We start from the raw sequence: 6,857 nt of genomic DNA, 5'->3' as shown, positions 1-6,857 counted from the left end.
ATTAGTGTCCTAATTTCGGGGGTCATATCAACGTCTTCCAAATCAGGTGGTTTTTATTTTTTAGGCTTGCCGGCAGAAGCCGGAATCAGCATCGTCAGCCTGCAGATCCTGGAAATCAGAGAAGAAATCGACGGGGTCCTGCAACTGACCTTTGCCAAGGAAGCTGACCGCCAGCAGGCTAAGGAAATCCTGGCCGCTTATGAGCTGAAGAAGTAGTATCGAAAGAAACAAAGAAAAAAGACACGATTCAGTGAATCGCGTCTTTTTATCGTCTAATCGTCAGCTCGCATTAGTTTGCGCTAGATGACGATGCTGATGATGAAGCTGATGAGTTCAAGTAGTTAGCCAGCAGGTTCTTGCTCTTCAGGTCCTTGTCCTTGATGTTGACGTTTGCCTTCTTCAGAACCTTGCTGATGATCTTGGTCATCGTGTTGGAGTCAGCTGCCCACTTAGCGTAGAGCTGCTTGTCGATGAAGCTCTTGTTCTTAGTGTATGATCCCTTTTCAGTAGTCTTCAAAACCTTGATGACTTCGTAGCCGGATGAAGTCTTAACTGGCGTGGTAGTGTATTCGCCTTCCTTAAGCTTCCAAACAGCTGACTTGAAAGTGCTGCTCAAGCTGGTGTCAGTTGAGTCGAAGGCTGCCAGCTTGCCGGCCTTCTTCTTGGTAGCAGTGTCAGTTGAGTACTTCTTAGCCAGAGTAGCAAAGCTAGTGCCGCTCTTCAGCTTCTTGATGACAGTTTCAGCAGTTGACTTCTTGTCAACTACAATGTGTTGCACAGTGGTCTTGGTGTGGTAGCTCTTCCACCAGTTCTTTTCTTGCGTGGTGGTTGGCTTCTTCAAGTCCTTCAAAGCGGCAACTGAGTACAGGTTGGTTGCCAGGTTTTGCTTGAATGACTTAGTAGTCAAGCCGCTGTAGCTCAAAACAGTGCTGAAGTTTGAGCCGTATTGCTTCTTGTACTTGTTGTATTCGGCGTTGATCTTCTTTGAAGATACCTTGTCACCGTATTGGGCCTTCAGCGTGCGGTAGATGATCAAGCTGACCAAAGTTGATTGGCCGGCTGAAGTGTCCTTCATAGCTTCGTAGTATTCGTCCTGAGTGATCTTGCCACCCTTGTAGTTAACTACAGTAGCTGAGCTGCTTGAGCAAGCGGCAGTGGACAGACCGATAGCTGCGGCACCTGCCAAAACGGCAATTTTCTTCAAATGCTTTTTCATAAAATTAAATCTCCACATCCTTCATACGTACTGGTTACTAATATAACATATTTTTCCAGCTATAGAGTTCCTGGAGGCAAAGTTTATGAAAAAATCCGTCTTTCTTAGGAATTTCTTTACTAGCTCTTACCGCTTCCAGTTCCAAGGATCCTGGTGCCAAGCCAACAATTCCTTATATTGTTCTTCGCTGACCGTTTCAGCAATTTCCTGTTCAATCAGTTCCCGGTAGTTCAAGAGCGGAGCGAACTTGGTGTCGGCCTTCTTGAAGTTTTCGTCAGCGTCTGGCAAAAGGTAGGTAAAGATTGAGCTGACCCCGTCAACGTGGGTGCCGGTGTCCTTGACTGCTTGCACGGCAGACAAAACGCTGCCGCCAGTTGAAATGAGGTCGTCGATCAAAACGATGTGGTCGTCCATGGACAGGCGGCCTTCGATTTGCCGGCCTTGGCCGTGGTCCTTTGGCTTGGAGCGGATGTAAACCATTGGCAGGTTCATGACTTGGGCAACCCAGGCAGCGTGCGGGATGCCGGCCGTAGCGACACCGCCGATCACCGTAACTTCCGGGAATTCCTGCTTGATCAAGGCTGCCAGGTTTTCAGCGATTGCCTGCCGCAGTTTCGGGAAGGAAATGGTTTGCCGCAGGTCAGTGTAGATGGGGGAGTGCATCCCGCTGGCGTAGACAAAGTCCTTGTCTGTGGAAATAGTCACAATCTTCTTGTCGATCAGCTGGCGGATAATTTCGTTATTTTGCATCGTTCTTGCTCCAATCCTTCAAAATCTCTTCATATGCTTTTTGCGGGTCAGCGGCCTGGGTGATTGGCCGGCCGACAACTATAGCGGTTGACCCGTTTTCCCGCGCCTGGCCTGGGGTGGCCACCCGGGCCTGGTCGTCCTTTTGGTAGCTCTTTGGCCGGATGCCCGGAGTGACGAACATGAAGTCGTCGTTGAATTCGCTCTTCATCGCCTTGACTTCCAAAGGTGAGCAGATGATCCCGTCAGCCCCGGCTTCCTGGGCCTGGTGGGCCAGGCTCTTTACTTCGTCAGCCAGGTTGAGTGAGCAGTGCTGTTCATTCTTCAAGACTTCTTCAGAGATTGAAGTCAGTTCAGTCACGGCCAAAAGCTTTGGCACCGGCTTGCCGGCCGGGGTACCTTCGATCAGGCCTTCTTTAGCGGCCTGGATCATCTGCTTGCCGCCCAGGGCGTGGACAGTCGTGCAGTAAACGCCCAAAGCAGCCAGCTGGTGGGCAGTCCGCTTGACGGTGTTGGGAATGTCGTGCAGCTTGAGGTCAAGGAAGATCTGGTAGCCCTTGGCGGACAAATCACGGACAATTTCCGGCCCGTACTGGTAGAACATTTCCATCCCCAGCTTGACGTGCAGGCCATGCTTGTCCTTCAGCTGGTTGAGGAACAGCCACATTTTTTCCTGATCATCATAGTCCAAAGCGATAAATAACGGTTTGTTCATTGCGACTCCTTAAATTTACAAAGCGCGTATGACCGCATAAGAAAAGCCCGCCAGAGTCTACAGAGACCCCAGGCGGGCAGAATGCGTGCATACCAAAAAGATTGTGCTGCTTGTGGTCTCTCTGTACCAATTAAAGCTCAGTTAACAAAAGACTATCACGAACTTTCTGAAAAATCAAGGGGCCAGGCCAGCTTGCCTTTTTTATTTTTTTGTAGGATAATTTTGGCGAATTGAAAAGTTAAAGAAGTCACATGAAGTCACACGGGAGGAAAAATGACCGCAGAAGTTAATTTGGCTGTTGAACTGCCAGGCTTGAAGCTGAAGAATCCGGTAATGCCGGCGAGTGGGACCTTTGCCTTTGGCGACTTGCCAGAGAATTTCAACTGGGACGAGATGGGGGCGATCGTCTTAAAGACTGCCACCCGGCATGCCCGGACCGGCAACCCTCAGCCGCAGATTGCCTTGCTCGCTGACGGGGTCATGAACGCCGTAGGCTTGACCAACCCAGGCGCTGAGGTCGTGGCTAGCGAGAAGATCCCGGCTTTAAGAGAAAAGCACCCGGACCTGCCGATCTTGGCCAGCGTGGGCGGGGAAAGCGTGGAAGACTACGTGGAAGTCGCGAAAATTCTGGCCGCGGCCAAGCCGGACGCTTTAGAGCTTAACTTGTCCTGCCCGAACGTGTCTGAAGGCGGGATGACTTTTGGCATCGTGCCGGAAATGGTGGAAAAGATCACCCGCCTGGTTAAGGAAAAAGTGGACCTGCCGGTATACGTGAAATTGACGCCAAACGTTACCAGCATCGTGGAAATTGCCCAGGCCGCTGAAAGAGGCGGAGCTGATGGCTTGACCTTGATTAACACCTTGCTGGGCCTGCACCTTGATTTAAAGACCCGGCGGCCGGTTTTAGGCAATGACTTTGGCGGCTTGTCCGGTCAAGCAGTTAAGCCAGTGGCTGTCCGCATGGTGGCCCAGGTCAGGCAGGCAACTAGTTTGCCGATCATCGGGGTCGGCGGGATCAACAGCCCGGAAGACGCGGCTGAATTCATCTTGGCTGGGGCCAGCGCTGTCCAGATCGGCAGCATGGCTTTCCATGACAAATTGGCCATCAAACACGTGATTGACGGTCTGCCAGCAGTTTTGGCTGACATGGGCGCAAGTGACGTTACCAGCCTGGTTGGCCAGTGGCAGTCAAATAAACAATAGAAAAATTTAGAGCAAGAAAAAAGTGTTGAGTAATTACTTCATGGTAAGAGTAATCATTCAACACTTTTTTATGTTCTGATTAATTTTCGCTCTCGTTCAGGTCCTGGTTGAGCTCGCTGCTTAGTCTGTCAATCTTGGCCTGCAGGCGGGTGATTTCCTTGTCGGCTTCCTGCTTGAAGCGTTCAACGTCGGTGTTGAGGTCGCTGACCATCTGCTCAGCTGCTGGCAGTTCACTGGCTAAGCGGCTGCCGGCTTCCTGGGCCCGGGAGAGGCCGTCTTGCAGTTCCTTGTGGCTTTCCTTGAAGTCTTCCGCGTCTTCTTTGAGATATTCCCTGGTGCTCTTGCCGTTTTCATCTGGCAAAAAGGCAAAGACCGCCCCTGCTGCTGCCCCGAGCAAAAAGCCCAGGCCAAAGTGCTTGAAATTCCGCATTTTTCTTCCCCCTCAGTTAAAACTGGGCCTTGATCCGGTCGCAGACTTCCTGGTACTTCTTTTCGTCGTACTGGTCGGCATTGTTTCTGGTGAAGAACTTGATGCCGTCGCCTTCCCAGCGGGGGATAAAGTGGATATGAGAGTGCATGACCACCTGGCCGGCAATTTTACCGTTGTTGCTGGTGACATTCATCGCCTGGATCCGCGGGTCAGAAGCCTTGATGGCCTTGGCGATTTCCGGCACGTATTGCATAAAGCGGCAGGCGTCTTCAGCGCTGTAGTCAAAGAAGTTGGTCAAGTGCTTCTTTGTCACCATCAATACGTGGCCTTCGTTGACCTGGGAAATGTCCAAAAAGGCCTTCACGTCGTCATTTTCAAAAACGGTGTAGCTGGGAATTTCGCCGCGGATAATCTTACAGAATAAACAGTCGTCAATTAATTCAGCCTTAGTCATTGTGTTACCTCTGATCAATTTTAATGAGTTATTTTTTCAGTTTCTCTATGTCTCCATGCTATCATAAGAGGCAGATAAAAACATGAAGAAAGATAGGGAAAATATGACTCTAGAAATATCGCATTTGACCGGGGGCTACAGCGGCATCCCGGTAATCAAAGACGTCAATCTGACCATCGCTTCCGGTGAGGCGATCGGCTTGATTGGCTTGAACGGGGCCGGCAAGTCGACCACCATCAAGCACCTGCTGGGCCTTTTGCGCCCGCAAGCCGGCAAAATTACTTTAAACGGGATCAACCTGGCTGAGAAGCCAGCTGAATTTAAAAAGCTGGTGGCCTACATCCCGGAAACGCCAGTCATCTACCCGGAACTGACCTTGAAAGAGCACCTAGAACTGACCATCCTGGCCTACCAGCTGGATCCGGATAAAGCCTGGGAAAAGGCTAAAGAGCTTTTAACCATGTTCCGCCTGGCAGACAAATTGGACTGGCTGCCGGTGCACTTTTCAAAAGGGATGCAGCAGAAGGTGATGATCGTGGCCGCCTTCTTGACTGACGCCCAGCTTTTAGTGATCGATGAGCCATTTACCGGCCTGGACCCTCTGGCTGTCGCCAACTTCATCGGCCTCATCAAAGAAGCGCAAGAGTCTGGCAAGGAAATTCTGATGACGACCCACGTATTAGCCGATGCCCAGAAGGCCATCAAGACCTACGCGATCTTAAACCAGGGCACGATCGAGTTCACCGGCAGCCTGGATGAAATCAGGGACCACTATGGCTTAGAGGCCAGCGACTCCTTTGACAAGCTCTATCAGCTCTTGTACCAGGAGCAGAAAAATGCGTGAGTTGGCAAAGAAGAGACTGCAGGGTAACTTCCAGCAGTCAGCCAAGTATTTGGCCTTGGTTTTCAACGATTTCTTTGTCCTGGCTCTGATCTTCATCTTTGGGGCAGTCATGTTCTGGTATGCTCAGGTGATGAAGGTCCTGCCGGTAAAGGCCTGGTACTATCCCCTGGTATTATCCGCCTTGCTTTGGCTGGCCTACTTGCCGGGCAAACTGGTGACCCTATTGCAGACGGCTGACCGGCAGTTTTTGTTGGCCACTGACGACCGGCTGGATGATTACCTGGCTCCCATGCGCCGCTACAGCTTAGTTCTGCCGGCCCTGCTTTTGGCCTTAGCTGGCGGGATCATGTATCCCTTCGCCAGTTTAAAAATGGGCCTCAGCAATCTCAACTACTTTAGCTTGGTCTTGGCCCTCTTTTTCGCCAAGGTCTTTGAGCAAGGGGCGGTCAGCCGCAGCCTGACTTTTGACCACAGGGTCAAGCAGGTGACCTGGCTGATCAGGCTAGTCCTATTAGCCCTGCTTTTAGCGAGTTTGTATTTCTTGCCAAATGCCTTGTACCTGCTTTTGGCCCTTGCCGTTATCGCAGTTTTGGCCTTACGGGCCTGGAAAAATTCCGCCTTTGACTGGCAGTACGCCATTGACTATGAATCAAGGCGGAAAGAGACGGTTTACGCCGGCTTTGCCCTGTTTACTGACGTCAAGGAAAGACAGGTCAATATCAAGCGGCGGAAGTACCTGGACTTTTTATTGCCGCCTTTTGGCAAGGAAAGCCCAAACAGCTTCTTGTACCGGCGGACTCTTTTGCGGGACCCGGAATACTTGAACCTTTTGGCCCGGATGACGGCCTTTGCCGTTTTGTTAACAGCCATGATCCAGGATCCGGTCTGGTCTCTGCTCCTGTCCGGCTTGGTCATGTACTTAACCGTCTGGCAGCTCCTGCCTTTAGGGCAAAAATATGACCAGAACATCATGTACCGGGTCTACCCGATTGCCCAAAAAGAGCGGGGGCAGGAAGTCAGCCGGGTCTTGGCCTGGGCCTTGCTTTTGCAGACGGGGCTGATTATAATTTTCTGGCTGGCCATTATGCCGGGCCAGTTTGCCTGGAGCCTCTTGCTCTTGGTCTGGTGCGGCCTTTTGGCCAAAGGCTACCTGCCTTACAAGACCCAGCAGCTGGCGAAAAAATCCCGCTACAAGAAGCGGAAAAAATAGGGCAAAAGGGATAAATCGGCGCAATACCAACCGCAACG

The 6,857-nt window shown here is 51.3% G+C and carries 8 protein-coding genes and 1 pseudogene; 4 read left to right on the top strand and 5 right to left on the bottom strand.

The genetic code is table 11. The features are described from left to right. Positions 1-216, top strand: a pseudogene (locus HMPREF3168_RS10465) (hypothetical protein); the annotation flags it as partial. Between the two features lie 73 nt (positions 217-289). On the opposite strand, the gene HMPREF3168_RS05030 reads toward HMPREF3168_RS10465, so the two are convergent. From HMPREF3168_RS05030 to pyrF, 3 genes are all read right to left on the bottom strand, one after another. Continuing rightward, positions 290-1,216, bottom strand: a complete 927-nt coding sequence (locus HMPREF3168_RS05030; protein WP_070488789.1) for a peptidylprolyl isomerase PrsA — start codon at positions 1,214-1,216, stop codon at positions 290-292. Positions 1,217-1,342: 126 nt separating this feature from the next. After that, positions 1,343-1,966, bottom strand: coding sequence for an orotate phosphoribosyltransferase (gene pyrE / locus HMPREF3168_RS05025; RefSeq protein WP_035162245.1), 624 nt, complete (start codon positions 1,964-1,966; stop codon positions 1,343-1,345). Further along, complete coding sequence (gene pyrF / locus HMPREF3168_RS05020) at positions 1,956-2,678, bottom strand: orotidine-5'-phosphate decarboxylase (protein ID WP_070488786.1); 723 nt, start codon at positions 2,676-2,678, stop codon at positions 1,956-1,958. Before pyrF ends, pyrE begins: the two co-directional genes overlap by 11 nt. A gap of 273 nt (positions 2,679-2,951) precedes the next feature. Here pyrF and HMPREF3168_RS05015 point away from each other — a divergent pair, with 273 nt between their 5' ends. Further along, a complete protein-coding gene (locus tag HMPREF3168_RS05015) occupies positions 2,952-3,881 on the top strand; it encodes a dihydroorotate dehydrogenase (RefSeq protein WP_070488782.1) in 930 nt (309 codons plus the stop codon). 79 nt (positions 3,882-3,960) lie between these two features. On the opposite strand, the gene HMPREF3168_RS05010 is transcribed toward HMPREF3168_RS05015, so the two are convergent. Then, the gene (locus HMPREF3168_RS05010) at positions 3,961-4,311 is read right to left on the bottom strand and encodes a YtxH domain-containing protein (protein ID WP_003615649.1); all 351 of its coding nucleotides are present in this window, start codon (positions 4,309-4,311) and stop codon (positions 3,961-3,963) included. Positions 4,312-4,327: 16 nt separating this feature from the next. Next, positions 4,328-4,765, bottom strand: a complete 438-nt coding sequence (locus HMPREF3168_RS05005; RefSeq protein ID WP_016396937.1) for an HIT family protein — start codon at positions 4,763-4,765, stop codon at positions 4,328-4,330. 103 nt (positions 4,766-4,868) lie between these two features. Here HMPREF3168_RS05005 and HMPREF3168_RS05000 point away from each other — a divergent pair, with 103 nt between their 5' ends. Next, positions 4,869-5,609, top strand: coding sequence for an ABC transporter ATP-binding protein (locus HMPREF3168_RS05000; RefSeq protein WP_035175792.1), 741 nt, complete (start codon positions 4,869-4,871; stop codon positions 5,607-5,609). Beyond that, positions 5,602-6,819 carry an ABC transporter permease gene (locus HMPREF3168_RS04995; RefSeq protein ID WP_070488779.1) on the top strand — a complete coding sequence of 406 codons (1,218 nt, stop codon included), beginning with the start codon at positions 5,602-5,604 and terminating at the stop codon, positions 6,817-6,819. The genes HMPREF3168_RS05000 and HMPREF3168_RS04995 overlap by 8 nt, the downstream gene beginning before the upstream one ends. Positions 6,820-6,857: the final 38 nt, after the last annotated feature.

It is taken from the genome of Lactobacillus sp. HMSC08B12 (assembly GCF_001808415.1).
Classification (GTDB): Bacteria; Bacillota; Bacilli; order Lactobacillales; family Lactobacillaceae; genus Lactobacillus; species Lactobacillus delbrueckii.
The sequence above is the reverse complement of the archived record's forward strand: the minus strand, read 5'-3'. Positions and strand labels throughout refer to the sequence as shown.